This window comes from Streptomyces sp. NPDC088706 (genome assembly GCF_044752765.1).
In the GTDB taxonomy this organism is placed as follows: Bacteria; Actinomycetota; Actinomycetes; order Streptomycetales; family Streptomycetaceae; genus Streptomyces.
In genome coordinates this window covers 206,036-222,183 of sequence record NZ_JBIVLW010000008.1, presented here as the reverse complement: position 1 = coordinate 222,183, position 16,148 = coordinate 206,036, and the positions used below count along the sequence as shown (strand labels likewise).

15 protein-coding genes and 1 pseudogene are annotated in these 16,148 nt (G+C 71.4%); 9 read left to right on the top strand and 7 right to left on the bottom strand.

The window, feature by feature from the left end:
- Window positions 1-4: 4 nt before the first annotated feature.
- The 5 genes from ACIQAK_RS20615 (at window position 5) to ACIQAK_RS20595 (ending at window position 4,823) form a co-directional block, all read left to right on the top strand.
- A complete protein-coding gene (locus ACIQAK_RS20615; protein WP_366390182.1) occupies window positions 5-223 on the top strand; it encodes a Trm112 family protein in 219 nt (72 codons plus the stop codon).
- Window positions 220-999, top strand: a complete 780-nt coding sequence (locus tag ACIQAK_RS20610) for an FkbM family methyltransferase (protein WP_366390183.1) — start codon at window positions 220-222, stop codon at window positions 997-999. The genes ACIQAK_RS20615 and ACIQAK_RS20610 overlap by 4 nt, the downstream gene beginning before the upstream one ends.
- 143 nt (window positions 1,000-1,142) lie before the next feature.
- Window positions 1,143-1,499, top strand: coding sequence for a PRC-barrel domain-containing protein (locus ACIQAK_RS20605; RefSeq protein ID WP_366390184.1), 357 nt, complete (start codon window positions 1,143-1,145; stop codon window positions 1,497-1,499).
- 329 nt (window positions 1,500-1,828) lie between these two features.
- Window positions 1,829-3,895, top strand: a complete 2,067-nt coding sequence (locus tag ACIQAK_RS20600) for a neutral/alkaline ceramidase (protein ID WP_401848588.1) — start codon at window positions 1,829-1,831, stop codon at window positions 3,893-3,895.
- Between the two features lie 169 nt (window positions 3,896-4,064).
- Window positions 4,065-4,823 (top strand): IclR family transcriptional regulator C-terminal domain-containing protein, encoded by a 759-nt coding sequence (locus ACIQAK_RS20595; RefSeq protein WP_366390186.1) that lies wholly within the window; start codon window positions 4,065-4,067, stop codon window positions 4,821-4,823.
- A 63-nt stretch (window positions 4,824-4,886) separates the two neighbouring features.
- Here the strand turns inward: ACIQAK_RS20595 and ACIQAK_RS20590 are convergent, their stop codons facing one another.
- The gene (locus ACIQAK_RS20590; protein ID WP_366390187.1) at window positions 4,887-6,617 is read right to left on the bottom strand and encodes an acyl-CoA dehydrogenase family protein; all 1,731 of its coding nucleotides are present in this window, start codon (window positions 6,615-6,617) and stop codon (window positions 4,887-4,889) included.
- 62 nt (window positions 6,618-6,679) lie between these two features.
- Window positions 6,680-7,246, bottom strand: coding sequence for a PadR family transcriptional regulator (locus ACIQAK_RS20585; protein WP_366390188.1), 567 nt, complete (start codon window positions 7,244-7,246; stop codon window positions 6,680-6,682).
- A 166-nt stretch (window positions 7,247-7,412) separates the two neighbouring features.
- On the opposite strand from ACIQAK_RS20585, the gene ACIQAK_RS20580 reads away from it, so the two are divergent.
- Both ACIQAK_RS20580 and ACIQAK_RS20575 read left to right on the top strand, forming a co-directional pair.
- Window positions 7,413-7,655 (top strand): DUF2945 domain-containing protein, encoded by a 243-nt coding sequence (locus tag ACIQAK_RS20580; protein WP_366390189.1) that lies wholly within the window; start codon window positions 7,413-7,415, stop codon window positions 7,653-7,655.
- A 160-nt stretch (window positions 7,656-7,815) separates the two neighbouring features.
- Window positions 7,816-8,703, top strand: a complete 888-nt coding sequence (locus tag ACIQAK_RS20575) for an SDR family oxidoreductase (RefSeq protein ID WP_366390190.1) — start codon at window positions 7,816-7,818, stop codon at window positions 8,701-8,703.
- 19 nt (window positions 8,704-8,722) lie between these two features.
- Here the strand turns inward: ACIQAK_RS20575 and ACIQAK_RS20570 are convergent, their stop codons facing one another.
- From ACIQAK_RS20570 to ACIQAK_RS20560, 3 genes are all read right to left on the bottom strand, one after another.
- Window positions 8,723-9,985: a cation:proton antiporter gene (locus ACIQAK_RS20570; protein WP_366390191.1), complete on the bottom strand. Its 1,263-nt coding sequence runs from the start codon at window positions 9,983-9,985 to the stop codon at window positions 8,723-8,725.
- Between the two features lie 97 nt (window positions 9,986-10,082).
- Window positions 10,083-12,116 carry a CocE/NonD family hydrolase gene (locus ACIQAK_RS20565; RefSeq protein WP_366390192.1) on the bottom strand — a complete coding sequence of 678 codons (2,034 nt, stop codon included), beginning with the start codon at window positions 12,114-12,116 and terminating at the stop codon, window positions 10,083-10,085.
- Between the two features lie 56 nt (window positions 12,117-12,172).
- Complete coding sequence (locus ACIQAK_RS20560; RefSeq protein WP_366390193.1) at window positions 12,173-13,489, bottom strand: ATP-grasp domain-containing protein; 1,317 nt, start codon at window positions 13,487-13,489, stop codon at window positions 12,173-12,175.
- Window positions 13,490-13,721: 232 nt separating this feature from the next.
- Between ACIQAK_RS20560 and ACIQAK_RS20555 the strand changes: the two genes are divergently transcribed.
- The gene (locus ACIQAK_RS20555) at window positions 13,722-14,321 is read left to right on the top strand and encodes an NAD(P)H-dependent oxidoreductase (protein WP_366390194.1); all 600 of its coding nucleotides are present in this window, start codon (window positions 13,722-13,724) and stop codon (window positions 14,319-14,321) included.
- A 25-nt stretch (window positions 14,322-14,346) separates the two neighbouring features.
- Here the strand turns inward: ACIQAK_RS20555 and ACIQAK_RS20550 are convergent.
- Window positions 14,347-14,760, bottom strand: a pseudogene (locus ACIQAK_RS20550) (ANTAR domain-containing protein); the annotation flags it as partial.
- Window positions 14,761-14,995: 235 nt separating this feature from the next.
- Window positions 14,996-15,226, bottom strand: a complete 231-nt coding sequence (locus tag ACIQAK_RS20545) for a DUF5133 domain-containing protein (RefSeq protein ID WP_366390195.1) — start codon at window positions 15,224-15,226, stop codon at window positions 14,996-14,998.
- Between the two features lie 583 nt (window positions 15,227-15,809).
- Here ACIQAK_RS20545 and ACIQAK_RS20540 point away from each other — a divergent pair.
- Window positions 15,810-16,136, top strand: coding sequence for a plasmid stabilization protein (locus ACIQAK_RS20540; RefSeq protein ID WP_366390196.1), 327 nt, complete (start codon window positions 15,810-15,812; stop codon window positions 16,134-16,136).
- Window positions 16,137-16,148: the final 12 nt, after the last annotated feature.

The following is a 16,148-nucleotide window of genomic DNA, read 5'->3' as shown; positions in this document are numbered from 1 at the left end:
CCTCATGAACCCCGACGATCCGCTGCTCGCCATCCTGGCCTGCCCGCTCGACAAGGGCCCGCTGGCCCTGCTCAGTGACGAGGAGGCGCTCTACAACCCCCGGCTGCGCCTGAGTTACCCCATCCTGGACGGCATACCGCAGCTGCTGCCCTCCTCGGGCCGCAAGGTCGACGCCGAGGCCCACGAGAGATATCTGGCGCACCTGAAGGCGTCGGCCAGGTGACCACGTTCGCCGCCGCGGTGGCATCCCGGCTGCCCACCGGCCTCGTCGGCTCCGCCGCCGTCGCCCTGTATCCCCGCTTCGAGCCGGAGCTGCGCCGGCTCGCCGACTTCTGCCCGCCCGGCTCCACCGCCGTGGACATCGGCGGCTGGTACGGGCCCTGGTCGCGCCGGCTGGCCCGGCGCTGCGCGCGGGTGGTCACCGTCGAGCCCGTACCGCACCTGGCCGACCATCTGCGCCGTACGCTGCCCTCGAACGTCCGGGTGGTGCAGGGGGCGGCGACCGACCGCGCCGGCGCCACGGTCCAGCTCTGGCTCCCGGAGGGTGATCAGGGCGACCGGGGGGTGTCCTCGCTGGAGCGCCGTGAGATCCACGCGCACTGCGTCGACGTGGACTCCCTCACCATCGACAGCCTCGGCCTGCACGGGGTCGGCTTCGTGAAGATGGACGTGGACGGCGCGGAGGTGGCCGCGCTGCGGGGGGCGGCCCAGCTGCTGCGGCGGGACCGTCCGGCGCTGCTCGTGGAGCTGGAGAGCCGGCTCGGGCCGATCGCTCCGGCGATCGCGCTGCTCACCGGCCAGGGGTACGCGGGGTGGGTCCTGGCGGGGCGGCGCTGGGTCCCACTGGCCGGCTTCGACCTGCCCGCCCACCAGGCGAGGACGGAACACCTCGTCCATCAGGGTCTGCTGCGCAGGGCGTTCGTGCCGCAGCGCACCCGGTACATCAACTCGGTGCTGTTCCTTCCCGAAGGGCGGGTGCCGGGCGGCGCGGCCGCCTGAGCGAATCCACCGGTGCGGTCGGCACTGACGGGCAGGTTGCGGGGCAGGTGGGAGGAGAGCCGGGTGGCCGCCCTCACGGGAGCGGGCACCGGCCGACCGACGCACCGCCCATGAAGAACCGACCGGCCCCGAGGAGATCCCCAGTGATCGAGAGCGCAGACATCCGTGAATGGCGTACGCGTGACGTCGTCGACCCCGACGGTCGCAGGATCGGGACGCTGGAGTCCGTGTACGTCGACACGGGGACCGACCAGCCGGCGTTCGCCACCGTGACGGTGGGGCTGCCGACCCGCCACCGGCTGGTCTTCGTACCGCTGGCGCAGGCCGTCGTGGGACCGGACTACGTCAAGGTCGCCCACGACAAGGCCAAGGTGAAGGACGGCCCCTCGATCGGTACGGACGACGTGCTGCCCGCCGAGGACGAGTCGGCGCTCTTCGCCTACTTCGGCCTGCCCTACCTGCCGCCGGCCGACGGCGTACGCGTGCTGGCCCGGCGCTGACGGGACGGCCCGGGGCGGCATCCGCCGCACCCCCCGGGGACCTGCCCCGGCGGATCGTCGCCGGGGAGTCGGCGCTCAGGAGCAGCACCACGATGCCGACGGGCCCGCACAGGGCGGCCGCGACGACGAGCCGGGGCACGGCGGAGAGCGCCTGCCCGGGAGGAATGCCTTCCCGGCCGCGTCGCGGCTGCCCGTTTACTGGCCGGTAGAGAGCTATGCGGCGCGGGTCGCCCCCCTCTACCGTCGGGGCAGCCCTCCGGGTCCGCCGATGTCGGTGAGCCGCCGACCGGGCCCGGGGTCCCGTTACGTCTCCCGCCCCAGGAGGTCCGATGCCACCACCCCCCTCCCCTCGCCGCCCCCGTCGCAAGTTCGCCGCACCGGCACTGGCCGCCGCGCTGGCAGCCCTGACCCTCGGCGCCCCCTCCCCCGCCTCGGCCTCACCGGCCGCCGCGGACGAGGAGTACCTCGTCGGACGCGGCATCGCCGACGTCACCGGGGAGGCCGCCGAGACCGGGATGATGGGCTACTCCAGCTTCGACCAGAAGACGTCCGGCATCCACCAGCGCCAGAGGTCACGCGCGTACGTCGTGGTCGACCGGGCGACCGGCAGACGCGTGGTGTACGTCAACGCCGACCTCGCAATGATCTTCCAGTCCGTGCGGCAGGGGGTCATCGCCCGTCTCAAGGAGCGTTACGGCAGCCTGTACGGCGACGAGAACGTGCTGCTCTCCGCCACCCACACCCACTCGGGCCCCGGCGGGTACTCCCACCACCTCGCGTACAACCTCTCCGTGCTCGGCTTCCAGAAGGGCACCTACCGGGCCGTCGTCGACGGCATCGCCGAGTCCGTGGCCAAGGCCCACGATGACCTGAAGCCCGGCACCATCAGCCTGGGCACCGGCACCCTCACCGACGCCAGCGTCAACCGCTCCCGGGAGGCCTTCGACCGCAATCCGGCGGCCGACCGGGCGGCCTTCCCCGACGGGATCGACCCGGCCATGACCGTACTGCGGTTCCGGCAGGGCGACAGGGACGCGGGCGCGATCAGCTGGTTCGCCACCCACAACACCTCGATCACCAACAGGAACACCCTCATCAGCCCCGACAACAAGGGCTATGCCTCCTACGCCTGGGAGCACGACCACGAGGGCGTGCGCTATCTCGACGACGCCCCGGGATTCGTCGCCGCGTTCCCCAACACCAACGCCGGCGACATGTCCCCCAACCTCAACCTGAAGCCCGGTTCGGGGCCCACCGAGGACGAGTTCGAGAACGCCCGCCTCATCGGCGAGCGCCAGCTCGACAAGGCCCGCGAGGTCTACCGGGACGCGGAGCCGGTGTCCGGCGGGGTCGACGCCCGCCTCACCCATGTCGACATGGAGAACGTCACCGTACGCGGGGAGTACACGAGTGACGGGAAGGAGCAGCGCACCTGCCCCGCCGTCGTGGGCGCCTCCACGCTGGCGGGCAGTGTGGAGGACGGTCCGGCGATCCCCGGCTTCGAGGAGGGGACGCGCACGCCGGTCGCGCACATCATCGACGCGCTGCGCGTCGACACCCCGTCCTGGCTCGCCACCTGCCAGTACCCGAAGGCGAGCCTGATCCCCACCGGTCTGCTGAGCGACGTGCACCCGGTCACCCCGAAGATCCTCCCGCTCCAGATCATGCGGATCGGGGAGCTGTACCTGGTGGCGGGCCCGGGCGAGTTCACGATCACGGCCGGGCTCCGGGTCCGCCGGACCGTGGCCCAGGAGCTCGGCGTCCCGCTGGGGCGCGTGCTGCTCCAGGGGTACGCCAACGCCTACAGCCAGTACGTGACGACACCGCAGGAGTACGACGCGCAGAACTACGAGGGCGGCTCCACGCTCTACGGCCGCAACACGCTCCCCGCCTACCAGCAGGAGTACGCGCGGGTCGCGGCCTCGCTGCGCCAGGGCACCGCGATCGGCCGGGGCACCGCGCCGCCGGACGAGTCGGCCCGGCAGTTCACGTTCCAGACGGGTGTCGTGTACGACAACCCGCCGCTGGGCAAGGCGTTCGGTTCGGTCCTGACCGGCCCGGCCCCCTCGTACGCTCGCGGCGCCAGGGCGACCGTCGAGTTCGCCACCGGCCACCCGAAGAACAACCTGCGCCGGGGTGGGACCTTCCTGGAGGTCCAGCGGCTGGAGGGCGGCACGTGGGTGCGGGTACTGGACGACGGCGACTGGGACACCACCTACCGCTGGACCCGGATCAACGGTCTGACCGGTACGTCGAAGGCCACGGTCACCTGGGACATCGGGGCGGACACCGCTCCCGGCACCTACCGGATCGTGCACCACGGGGACGCGAAGAACCTGCTGGGGAGAGTCACGCCGTTCACCGGCGCGTCCCCCTCGTTCGGCGTCACCGGCTGAGGTCGCGGACCGTGGCGCGGGCGGCGTAGGCACCTCACCCGGAGCCGTGGCGGCGCGGGCGGCGTGGACACCTCACCCGCACCGCGGCTCCGGCGGCCGGAACCCTCGCCCCGCCACGGGTCCCCGTACACGAGATGCCGCACTCCGGCGCCGGGTCCATGCTGGGGGCATGGGTGACCAGGCCGGCCCCGAGCCCACCGTGTCCGTCCAGCGGGACCTGCGGCTGCTGGAGGCCGCCGGGACACATCCGACGGGCGCGACCGGACAGCGGCTGGCCCGGGAGGCCGAGCTCGCGCCGCCCGTGGCCGGGGAGCATCTGCGCGCGCTGGTCCAGGACGGCTACCTCAGGGAGCTGGACGACGGAGCGTTCGCCCTCACCGGCAGTGGTCCGTCGCCGGGCGCCGGATCCGGTGCCGGGACGTGGACCCAGCACATCCGCCCCCTGCTGACCTCCCTGCGCGACGGCCTCGCCGCCGCCGCCTACCTGACGCTGTACGACGAGGGGGAGATCCGGGTCCTCCAGATCGTCGACAGTCCGCGAACGCCCCGGGTGGACCTCTGGGTGGGCTTCGAGGACGCCGGACACGCCACCGCGCTGGGCAAGAGCGTGCTGGGCGGGCTGGACGAGGAGTCCCGCGCCAACTACCTCTCCCGCCATCCGCTGGCCGACCTCACGTCCCACACCATCACGCGCCGCGAGGAACTGCTCCGGGAGCTCGACTCGTCGCCGACGGCACCGCTGGCCATGGACCGGGAGGAGTACCGGCGCGGCACGACGTGCGTGGCCGTGCCCGTGTACAGCGGCGACCGGGTCGGCTCGCTCGGCATCTCCTTCCGCTCGGACCGGATGTACCGGACCAGCGAGGTCAGGGCGCAGCTGCTGTCGTCGGCCCGGCGCGTGACCCGCAGACTCACGATCCCGGAGTGACCCCGCCGGCGCCGCCGCCCCCGGGGTTCCGGGGGGCGGGTTCCGGGGGCGGCGGCCGCTCGGCTACGGAGCCATCTCGTACGCCCCCGACAGCTCCTCGACGCGCTCCCAGACCCGCGCCGAGCGCTCCGCGTCGACGACGGGGCGCCGTACCGCTCCGAGCGCCCAGTCCTGCTGGTCCTGGGTGGCGGAGTCCTTGCCGTGCAGTTCGACGGCGTGCGCGGAGAAGTCGCGGACGAGGACGGCGAACAGCTCGTCCAGCAGCTCCTCGTCCAGGCCGGTCAGCCGGGCCTGCTCCAGGATCAGCTGGCCGTGGACGACGAGGGCGAACAGCTGGCCGACGGCGAGGAGGAGGTCCAGGTCGCGGCTCTGCTCCTCGTCGGGGGCGGCGGTCTCGACGAACGTGCACAGCGCGTCGGCCTGTTCGCGGAAGCGGGCCACGTTCGCCACCTCGGCGTACGCGTCGAACGCGGGGCGCCAGTCGTGGAAGCGTACGGCGCCGAGGCCGCGGGCCGGTCCCTGCCGGAAGAGGAACGCGTCGTCGGCGGCGTCGAGGCGCGAGGGGACGGCGGGGTGGTCCACTGGGTTCAGCAGGTGGTTGCGCAGGAACTTGAGGATCAGGGCGAGGTTGACGTGGACCGTCCCCTCCAGCTTGGGCAGGCCCCGGATCTCGATCGCGGCCTGGGCGAAGTAGTTGTCCTTCTCGAAGCCCTTGGCGGCGATGACGTCCCACATCAGGTCGATGACCTTCTCGCCCTCCGTGGTCACCTTCATCTTCGTCATCGGGTTGAAGAGGAGGTAGCGGCGGTCGTCGGGCCCGGCGGAGCGGAAGTAGTCGACGGCGCGGTCGCTGAACAGCTTCATCCCCACGAGCCGGACGTACGCGTCGGTCAGCTCGCGGCGCACGTGCGGGAAGGCGGTGACGGGCCGGCCGTAGAGGATGCGGTTGCTCGCGTGCGTGACGGCCTCGTACATCGCGTGCTCGCAGATGCCGATCGAAGCGGTGCAGAGGTTGAACTTGCCGACGTTGACGGTGTTGAGCGCGGCGTCGAACGCGGCACGGCCCGTGTGCAGGATGTCGGCGGGCGCCACCGGGTAGTTCTCCAGGCGGAACTCGCTGACGTACTTGGAGGAGTCGACGACGTTCTTCACCAGGTGGTACGCCTCGTGGCGGCTGTCGGCCGCGAAGAAGACGTAGCCGTCGGGGCCCTCGATGTCGGTGCGGCGGCCGAAGACGGAGACCAGCCCCGCCGCGTTGCCGTTGCCGATGTAGTACTTGGAGCCGGAGGCCCGGAACCCGCCCGCGGCGTCGCTGTCCGGCTCCAGCAGCATGTCGGTGGAGTAGATGTCGGCGCCGTGGGTCTTCTCGGAGAGGCCGAACGCGAAGACCTCACCCTGGGAGAGGAGTTCGGCCGCCCGGCCGCGGGCCTGCTCGTTGTCGCTCTGCCAGACCGGGCCGAGACCGAGGATGGTCACCTGCCAGGCGTACCAGTAGTCGAGGCCGTAGAACCCGAAGATCTCGTTGAGCGCGGCGATCCGGGCGGTGTCCCAGCGCTGGTCCGCCTTCCCCGCGGCGGCGGCCGGGGTGAGGAAGGTGGCGAACAGGCTCTCCTCGGCGGAGAAGGCGAGGAAGTCGCCCAGCCAGGCGCGGGAGCGGTAGTCCTCGATCAGCCGGCGCTTGCCCCGCTCCTCGAACCAGTCGATGGTGGCGCGCAGCAGCCTGCGGGTCTCCGGGTCGAAGTGCTCGGGGTCGTAGGTGTGCGGGTTGAAGAGCGGGGACGCGGACTCAGCCATGGAGATTGCCTTCCGGGAGGGTGCGGGTTCTTCGGTGGTACGGAGGTGGCACCGGGTGCCGCTCAGGCGTCCGGGCCCGCCGCTGCGAGCCGGTGGAGGGTGTCGAGTACGTCGTCGAGCCAGGCGACCGTCATGCGCTCGTACGCGATGCCGCCGCGCAGCACGACGTGCTGGAGCTCCTGGCCCGCGTCCGGTGGCGCGGGCGCCCGCGGCCCGGTGAAGTCGCGCACCTCTCCGGCGAGGTAGTGGGTCAGGCGGTCCCGGTGGGCCTGGCGGTGGCGCTCGACCTCGCGGATCAGGGCGGCCGGGTCGTCGAAGGCGGCGCCCCGGATCTTGACGGCGAGGTCGTGCCGGAGGCTCTCGGGCTCGATCGGCTTGTGCAGCCACTCGGCGAGGGTGGCGCGGCCGGGGCCGGCGACGGAGTACTCCTTCTTGTCCGGCCGGCCCCGCTGCTCGACCTCGCGGACGAGGAGCCGGCCGTCGGCCTCCATACGGCTCAGGACGCGGTAGATCTGCTGGTGGCTGGCGGTCCAGAAGTAGCCGATGGACCGCTCGAACCGCCGGGCCAGCTCGTAGCCCGAGCCGGGTTTCTCCAGCAAGGAGACGAGAATCGCGTGTTCCAGCGCCATGCCGCGATCCTTCTATGCAACTCGTTGCATAGACAAGTCGCGGGGCCCGGATGAGACACGGCTCACCCGGGGTGCGCGATGCCGGGGCAGCGGCGAAGCTGACGGGGTCGTGCGGGAGCACGGCACAGGGACCCGGCCGCGGCCGGGCGAGAGACAGGGGATCCTCATGGCCGAGCGGAACAAGAAGGACAAGAAACTCTCCCGGGGCGACGACGTCACGTGGCAGAGCCACGGTCAGGACGTCGAAGGCACCGTCACGCGCAAGGTCGACCACCGGACCGAGGCGGCCGGCCGGACCGTGGACGCCTCGAAGGACGAGCCCCAGTACGAGGTGGAGAGCGACAAGACGGGCCGGAGCGCGGTCCACAAGCCCGAGTCGCTGCGGAAGAAGGGCAGCGGCGGCAAGTGAGCGGGCCGGGTGCCCCGCCCCGGCCGACGACGGCAGGCGCCGAAAGCGGCGTTTCGACCCCTTGTCGCGGGGCACCCAGCTTCTCGCAGCAGCCCGATCATCCGTGGCGTCCCCGGCAGCCGTACGGGCTCCGGGGCGATGTGCGAGCAGAGAGGCCGCCATGACGAGGAGCGAACAGCCGCAGGACCCGAACCGGGCCCACCCCCGCCCCGACTTCCCCCAGCAGGGCCAGGAGCACCCCGGCTGGACCGGCCCCATGGACCCGCCGCCGGATCACGGCGAGGACTCCTACCGGGGCTCGGGCCTCCTCACCGACCGCAAGGCGGTGGTCACCGGGGGCGACTCCGGCATCGGCCGCGCGGTCGCCCTGGCCTTCGCGCGGGAGGGCGCGGACGTGCTGCTCACCCACCTCCCCGAGGAAGAGGGGGAAGCGCGGGAGACCGCCCGCCTGGTGGAGGAGGCGGGCCGCACGGCGGTGACCGTCGTCTGTGACATCCGGGACGAGAAGCAGTGCCGATCCCTCGTCGAGCGGGCCGTCTCCGAATTCGGCCGCATCGATGTCCTGGTCAACAACGCGGCGTACCAGATGTCCCAGCCCGACGGCATCGCCGCGATCTCCACCGAGCAGTTCGACCGGGTGATGCGGACCAACCTGTACGGGATGTTCTGGCTGTGCAAGTCCGCCCTGCCGCACATCCCGGCGGGCGGCTCGATCATCAACACCACCTCGGTGCAGGCGTACAAGCCCAGCCCCCATCTGCTGGACTACGCCATGACCAAGGGCGCGATCGTCACGTTCACCCAAGGACTCGCCCAGATGCTCGCCTCCGACGGCATCCGCGTCAACGCGGTGGCCCCGGGGCCGGTCTGGACTCCGCTCATCCCGGCCACCATGCCGGACACCACGGAGTTCGGTAAGCAGAGCCCGCTGGGCCGCCCCGCACAGCCCGCGGAGATGGCGCCCGCCTATGTCTTCCTCGCCTCCGCGAACGCCTCGTTCATCACCGGGGAGATCATGAACGCCACCGGCGGTACCCCGCTGCCCTGAGGCCGGCCGGCCGCTCGGGTCAGGAGGCCGTGGCCTTGGCCGAGCGCCGGTCGAGGTAGGTGGTCACGGGAGTCGCCGCGATCCCGTGGACCACCACGGAGATCAGGACGGCGAAGACCACGACCGCCCACATCTCGTTCTCGTACCGCCCGAAGCCGCCCTCCCCCAAGGCGTAGGCGAGGTAGAAGAGCGAGCCGATGCCCCGGATACCGAAGAAGGCGGTGGCCGCGCGCTCGTGCGGGCGGCCGGGGCCGCGCAGCTGGGCGAGCCAGCCGGTGGCCGGGCGGATGAGGAAGTGCAGCAGCAGGCCTATCGCCGCACCCCGCCAGGTGAGCGAGGCCAGGCCGCCAGAGGCCACGAACGCGCCGACGCCGAAGAGGAGCAGGGCCATCAGCAGGCGTTCGATCTGCTCGACGAAGCCGTGCATCACCTTGTTGTAGCCGTGGCTGCGCTCGGACCGGCGCAGGGCGCAGGCGGTGGCGAAGACGGCGAGGAAGCCGTACCCGTGCAGGGCCTCGGTGACGCCGTAGGACAGGAACATCGCCGCCAGCGCCACGAATCCCTCGCCCTGTTCGGCCAGGCGCAGCGACTTGGCCCGGGACCGGAAGAGCACCTGTCCCAGCAGCAGCCCGATGGCCACGCCCGCCGCCACGCCCACACCGATCCGCACGAGCACGTCGCTCCACACCCAGTGCGTCAGCCACCCCCCGGTCCAGCTCTCCCCCGCCGCGGCGAGGGCGACGGCCGCGAGGACGAACGGGAAGGCGAGCCCGTCGTTGAGACCGGCCTCACTGGTCAGCGCGAAGCGGACCTCGTCCTCGTCCTCCGCGTCGTCCGTCGGCTCCCCCACCCGTACCTCGGAGGCGAGGACGGGGTCCGTCGGCGCGAGGGCCGCCGCCACCAGGAGTGCGGCGGAGACCGGCCAGCCGAGCAGCCACCAGGCGGCGAGCGCCGTCGCCCCGATCGTCAGCGGCATCGCCACCCCGAGCAGCCGCCAGGTGGTGGCCCAGGAGCGCCACCCGAAGGGGCGGTTGATGGCGAGCCCCGCACCCATCAGCGAGGTGATCACACAGAGCTCGGTGAGGTGCTGCGCCCAGACGCGGTCGGCGACCGGATCGACTTCGGGGAGCGGCAGCGGCGTCAGGTAGAGGATGACTCCGGCCGCGAGGAAGACGATCGGTACGGAGACCGGCAGGCGGGAGAGCAGCCGGGGCAGAGCCGCGGCGAGGAAGGCTCCGATGCCGAGGCATCCGTACACCGCACCCACGGTGGTGATCGACACGTCCGGCCTCATCTTCTCTTTCGGGTCCGGCCGGCCGCCTGGTGCGGACCGGTCCGGGGGTTGGGCCGTGAGGCCGCTGCCGGGGTGGATCCCCGGGTCAGGCGAGGTCCCGGGGGACGGTCTCGTTCCAGGTGCGGGAGAAGACCCGCCGCCCGCCTTCGTAACCGTCCAGGGTCGCGTCGACGGTGAACTCCCCGGCATTCGAGGTCAGGACGGTGCTGGTCTCGACGCGTACGTCCCAGCCGGGCCGGGAGAAGGTCATCGTCCACGCCGACCGGCCGCTCGGGGAGGAGAAGTCGTCGGCCACGGAGGTGTACCTCTCGCAGGCCCGCAGCCCCACCTCGATGCCGTTGTCCTCGTACCGCTGCATCCCCCGGTCCTTCACGATGTCGAGGGCGGAATGGTAGTCCACCAGGCTCCTGGAGACGTTCCAGGCCTGCTCGGGCTCGGTGAGCCGGGTGACGGGGGGCGGCCGGCAGCCCTCGGGCTCCCCGAAGGACGCCTGCGGCATGCCGTCCGGCTCCTCGGTGGGGCGTACCGGCAGGGTCAGCGCCGCGCCGTCCTCGTGGACGGTGAGCAGGACCGGTTCCGGTGCCGGCCAGACCAGGGGCCAGTACGAGGTGGAGAGGGAGAGCCGGATGCGGTGCCCGGGCGGAAACGCCTGCCCGACCCCGTTCAGCGTGATCCGGGCGGGGCAGCGGCGTCCGGGTTCCAGCGCCTGGGGGTGCTCGTCGCTCTCCCGGTGGGTCAGGTTCAGCACGCCGTACGTGACCCGGGTGGCGCGGCCGTCCGGGGCCACGTCGGAGATCCTGGCGGTGATCTGGGCGACGGGCGCGGAGGCGGACACCTCCAGGTCGACGGAGGGCGATCCGAGGATCTCCACCCGTTCGGCGAGCGGTTCGGACTCGAAGACCAGGGAGCCGCCGTCCTCCTCACGCTGGTCGTAGGGCAGGTCCGGCGGGGCGTTGTAGGACGCCCACTTCCCCGCGAACTGGCCCACGGAGAGCGGTGACTGGACCGTACGGGTACGGCCGCGCGGCAGGGGCTCCTGCTCGTCCGCCGTCACGATGGTGGCGCCCCGCAGCGGGTGCACCACCTCCTTGATCTGCGGCGAGGGCCAGGCCGGTTCGGCGACCCAGCGGCCGGGGCGCTCCTCGTAGGACGTGGAGGGCGGGACGCTCTCCTGCATCCAGGTCCGGAGCATCGGTCCCTCCATGACCCCGTTGTCGATGCCCTTGAGCCAGTGGTCCCACCACCTGACGACCTCCTGGAGGTAGCCGATGGCCGGGCCGGGCTCGCCGAGGTGCGGGAGCTTGTGGGACCAGGGGCCGATCAGCCCCTTGCGGGGGACGTCGACGCCGGCCAGGAGCCGGGTGACGGCGTTGGAATAGCCGTCCGCCCAGCCGCTGGAGGCCAGGACGGGGCAGCGCAGCCGGCTGTAGTCCTCGCTGATCGACGCGTGCTGCCAGTAGGCGTCGCGGTGCGGGTGGCGGAGCCATTCGAGGACCCAGGGGCGGGCGGCCTCCAGCCGCTCCTGCCACATCTCCCGCCACCGGTCCCCCACCACTTCGGGGTCGGGCGGGCAGGTGGCGTACGCGAACATCGTGCCGGCCTCGGCGAGGTTGTCGGAGAGCATGGCACCACCGAGGTAGTGCATGTCGTCCGCGTACCGGTCGTCGGTGAACGAGGCGATGACGATGGCCTTGAGGCTCTCGGGCTGCCGGGCCGCGGTCTGGAGCGCGGCGAAGGCACCCCAGGAGATGCCCATCATGCCGGTGTTCCCGTCGCACCAGGGCTGGGCGGCGGCCCAGGCCAGCACCTCTTCGGCGTCGCGCTGCTCCTGCTCCAGGTACTCGTCCAGGAGGACGCCCTCGGACTCCCCGGTGCCCCGCAGGTCCACCCGTACACAGGCGTAGCCGTGGCCCGCGATGTACGGGTGGTGGATGGCGTCACGGGTGGAGGTGAGGTCGTTCTTGCGGTACGGGATGTACTCCACGACCGCGGGGACCGGCTCCGCGTCCGACGAGACGGGCCGCCAGATCCTGGCCGACAGGCGCACCCCGTCCGCCATGGTGATGGTGACGTGGTTCTCTTCCGCGGTCTCGTACGGGAGCTGTTCGACGAATCGCATACGGGTGGCAGGGTCCTTCCTGACATCGGGTCCGGTGGGGGCGGGTACCCGGAACGTCACGAAGGATTCCGGCCGCGGCCGCCCGGTTCCGTCTCGTCGAAGCTCAGGCCCAGGGCGGCGACGCAGGCGTCGAACTTGCGGCGCAGGTCGTCCTCGTCTTCGCCGCCGGTGAAGATGTGGGCGACTTCGTAGCTGTAGCTGTCCTGGCCCGAGACCGAGGAGAGCCGCTGGCCCTCGGAGGGGACCATGTCGATGTGGACGCCCGGGATGTCCCGCTCGATGGCGGCGATCTGCTCGGCGGTCGGTACCTGGTGGACGCGTCCCTCACCGAACCAGCGGTAGTACCACTTGGCGGCCACCTTGTAGCGGCCACCGCCCGAGGGGAGGGCCGGATCACCGCCGAGGGCGAGCCGGAACATGCGGTGGTGGTTGGGCACGCCGTCGACGAAGTCGAACATCTCGGCGTGCGACTGGGAGTGCCGGGGGTTGATCTCCAGCAGGCTGACGGAGGCGGTCTTGGGGTCGTAGAAGTACTCGATGCTGAACGTGGCCGCTTCCATGCCGATCTGCCGCATGGTGCGCTCGCTGACCTCGTGCAGCTGCCGGATGATCGGAGCCGGGAGGGTGCTCGGGTACTGGTGGCGCAGGAAGGAGGAGGAGTCGGGGTAGTTGATCGAGTCCAGCACGCCGTAGACGGTGACCTCGCCGTTGTGCACGTATCCCTCGACGGCCACCTGGATGCCGGTCATGGCCTCCTCGGCGAGACAGACCTGGCCTCCCACGCCCGCCATCTCCGGCGGCAGCTCCAGGAGATCGAGAATGGCCTCGAAGGGCTTTCCGACCCGGGCTATGCCCCCGCGTATCTCCGCGACCGCCGTCCGGAACTCCTCCATGTCCGACACGCCGAACGCCAGCTCGGAGGAGTAGGCCAGGGCGGGCTTCACCCACATGGGGAAGCTCATCCCCTCCGGCGGCTGCGGGTCGTCGCTCTCCAGGTCGACGATGCCGAAGCGGGGGTATGCGTCGATGACCTTCCGCTGTTCCAGCCGGCTCCAGTACTTGTGCTCGCACTTGACGACGGATTCGAGGCTGGTGCTGGTCGTCCCGTACTCCTTGCTCAGGAGGGGGACGAGGGTGCTGACCGGAAAGTCCCAGTAGCCGACGATCGCGTCGATGCTGCCGTCGTGCGCGTCGAGCACGGCGCGCGCCCGGCTCAGCAGTTCGTCGACGGTGGTGGCGTCCTCCTGCAACTCCTTGACGGTGAGAAGCGGATGGAGGCGGAGGTCATCAGCGTCCGGAACGGCCTCCAGGGTCCGCCGGTTGGCCTCGTCCATTCCGATGATGAAAACGTTCTTGCGCTGGTCCCGGGGCACAGCGAATTCCTCTCAGGTGGAGCGGCAGGGTTCTGCGCCGTCTACCCCTGTGAGGAGGTTCAAACGGGAGCCGGCCCTGAGCGGGACCTCACCGGCGCCCCTCGTGCCCTTCCGTTCGGGGCATTCGGCCATCCCGGTGCGTACCGCGCTGCTTGACGGGGCACCAGTCCCGCCGTGCCCTCCCATCGGCACCTCCCCGCTCCGCCCGTCAGCTCGAAGGAGACACCCCGTCATGCGCGCGCTCGCCCTCGTCTGCACCCTGAACGCCTCGCCCGCCCCTTCCAGCAGCCACCATCTCGCCGAGCAGGTCATGACCGAGTTCGCCCGCCACGATGTGCGGGGCGAGATCGTCCGGGTCGCGGACCACGACGTCCGCCCGGGCGTCGAGGTGGACATGGGCGACGGCGACGCCTGGCCCGCCATCCGGGAGAAGATGCTGGCCGCCGACATCCTGCTGATCGCCACGCCCATCTGGCTCGGCCATCCCTCCAGCCTCTGTCAGCGTGTCCTGGAGCGTCTGGACGGGGAGCTGTCGGAGACCGACGACCAGGGCCGGCCGCTCGTCTACGGCAAGGTCGCGGCCGTGGCCGTCGTGGGGAACGAGGACGGGGCGCACAAGGTGAGCGCCGACCTCTTCCAGGGGCTCGACGACGTCGGCTTCTCCCTGGCGCCCGGGGCGGTGACGTACTGGGTCGGCGAGGCCATGCGGGGCACCGACTACCAGGACCTGGACGAGACACCCGACACCGTCGCCTCGACGACCCGTACGCTCGCCGCCAACGCCGTCCACCTGGCCCGGCTGCTGGCCGAGCACCCCTACCCGGCGTCCTGACCCGACGTCGAGGTCCGACGGCACATCACCCCCGGGGCTGGATGCGCCCCTCGGAGGGAGTCTCGCCCGTGATGCCGGCGATCAGCTCGGCGCAGAGCTCCCGCAGTCTGATGTTGCGGCGCTGGGATGCCGTACGCAGGATGTCGAAGACCTTTTCCGGGGTGCGGCGCTGCTGGCCGACGACCACGCCGATCGCCTGGTCGATGACCGTACGGGATCGCAGGGCGGCCTCCAGGTCGGCGGCGAACTCCTCCGTGTCGGCGATCCGCTGGGCCAGGGCGATGGCTCCGAAGGCCTGCGCGGTGAGCAGCCGCAGCGCCCTCAGGTCGGCGTTGTCGAAGGCGCCCGGGACCGGCGCGTACAGGTCGAGCGCCCCGGCGGTGTGGCTGTGCGGGGCGATGGGCGGCGACAGCGAGGAGCGGACGCCGCAGACCATCGCGGGGATGCGCGGCAGGAACGTGTCGGCGTACGGTCCGACCGCCGAGGACCGGGACCCGGTCGCGTCCGATCGCGTGACCCGTCGCCCCGGCCGTCCGCGCAGGCTCCCGCCGCGGGGCCCCGCGGCGGCGGGCCGGCATCCGCGGCTGCGGAGCTCGGCTCCCGGCAGGGTGGACGCGAGACGCAGGACGCGGTTGAGTCCCGCGGCGCTCAGGACGAACCCGGCGGCCGGCCTCTCAGGCGGTGACCGGGGTCTCTCTCGCCCCCACGGCTGAGCGGCGCAGCTGCTCGCGGGCCGCGGTGATCGCGGCGGCCACGTCCCGGGTCCCGGTGGAGACGCAGAGCGTGTAGCTGACGTCCTCCAGACTCCTACGGGACGCTCCGTCGCCACCTTCGGCGTGCTGGGTCCGGATTTCCTCGTAGCGGCGCAGAAGTTCCTCGAGTACCGCGGGGTGTGCCATCAGCATCGCGCTCTGCCTTTCTCTCACTACCAAGGGCACCCGCGGGGTGGGACGGGCGCGGAAAGCATTGCTGAGACGGACAGCGGACACGCGACGACGCGCCGTCGTCGGCGCATCCCGCATGCCCGATGGTCATACCGAAAAGCTGAGGAGAGGTGAGGGTGGCCCGGTAACAGCACGGGTCACCGAAGGAACGCGGACGCAAGGGAATCGGCCGCTTCCTGACCTTGCTCTATAACTGTGCCCAGCAGTACGCCATTCATGCAAGCGTGGGGGATTTGTCAGCACCCGTGTTTAGCCTTGGGGCCAGGGGTACTCCTCCTACCAGGTATCCGGCGTACGCGGAACTCAGGCGCCGGCGGGTTGGGAAAGCAGCCCTCGGCGCCGCTCGGAGCCATGCGATCCGCCCGGTGCGCTCGTGTGTCACTCCAGTGGACGCGGAAGTCCGGCACGGGCGTGCCCCTCTCCTCCCCGCGTTGTTTATTGGGGCTCGTACGGGAAAAGCGGGTGGGCACCCCCGGGTATCGATTCACCCGTTCCGACGAAGGTCCCGTCGGCCGCGGCCGACGGGACGTGGAAGGAGTACGCCATGCCGGCTGGGTCCAATGCGAAGCGTGAACGCCAGTACGAGCACATCAAGGAGAGCCAGGAGGAGCGGGGCACCTCCGAAGGGCGTGCCAAGGAGATCGCCGCCAGGACGGTGAACAAGGAGCGGGCCCGGTCCGGCGAGTCGAAGACCGCGAGCAAGACATCGACGAAGGACAAGAAGTCCGCCTACGAGCGCGGTGGCGAGCGCTCCCACCAGGGGGCGCAGGGTCCCACGAGGGACCAGCTCTACGCGGAGGCCAGGAAAAAGAACATCGACGGGCGCTCCTCGATGAACAAGGAAGAGCTGCGGAAGGCTCTCGGACGCTGACCTTCCGTACAG